This window comes from Novosphingobium beihaiense, assembly GCF_022832375.1.
Classification (GTDB): domain Bacteria; phylum Pseudomonadota; class Alphaproteobacteria; order Sphingomonadales; family Sphingomonadaceae; genus Novosphingobium; species Novosphingobium beihaiensis.
In genome coordinates, this window is sequence record NZ_JALHLG010000106.1 from 1 (window position 1) to 345 (window position 345).

Annotated in this window: 1 protein-coding gene; it reads right to left on the bottom strand. The window is 56.5% G+C overall.

Going from position 1 to position 345, the window contains the following annotated elements; genetic code table 11:
- Positions 1 to 333: calcium-binding protein (locus MTR66_RS21135; protein ID WP_243924706.1), on the bottom strand; the 333-nt coding region annotated here is incomplete at its 3' end.
- Positions 334 to 345: the final 12 nt, after the last annotated feature.

A 345-nucleotide genomic window follows, 5' to 3' on the forward strand; every position in this document is an offset into this window, starting at 1 on the left:
ATCGCTGCCGCCATTGCCGGTAAGCGTGTCGTTGCCATCGCCGCCCTGCAACGTCTCCGCACTGGCAGTTCCGGTAAGGGTCACGGCAACCGGCGCCGCTACCACGCGCGCCACGATATCCGTGTAGCTCCAGATAGTGCCATCCGAGAACGTGACTTGATCGATCCGGTCCGAACTTGTCGAGACAGAATTGCGCAAAGTGATTTGGTCTTGCGTTCCGGCAATCGCGAGAACTAGATCGTTGCCGTTAGGTTGTGTAACAATAACATCAGTCGACAAAATTCCTGCGCCGAATTCCAACGTATCGGTGCCATTGCCGTTGTCCTCGATCACATCCTGGCCGTC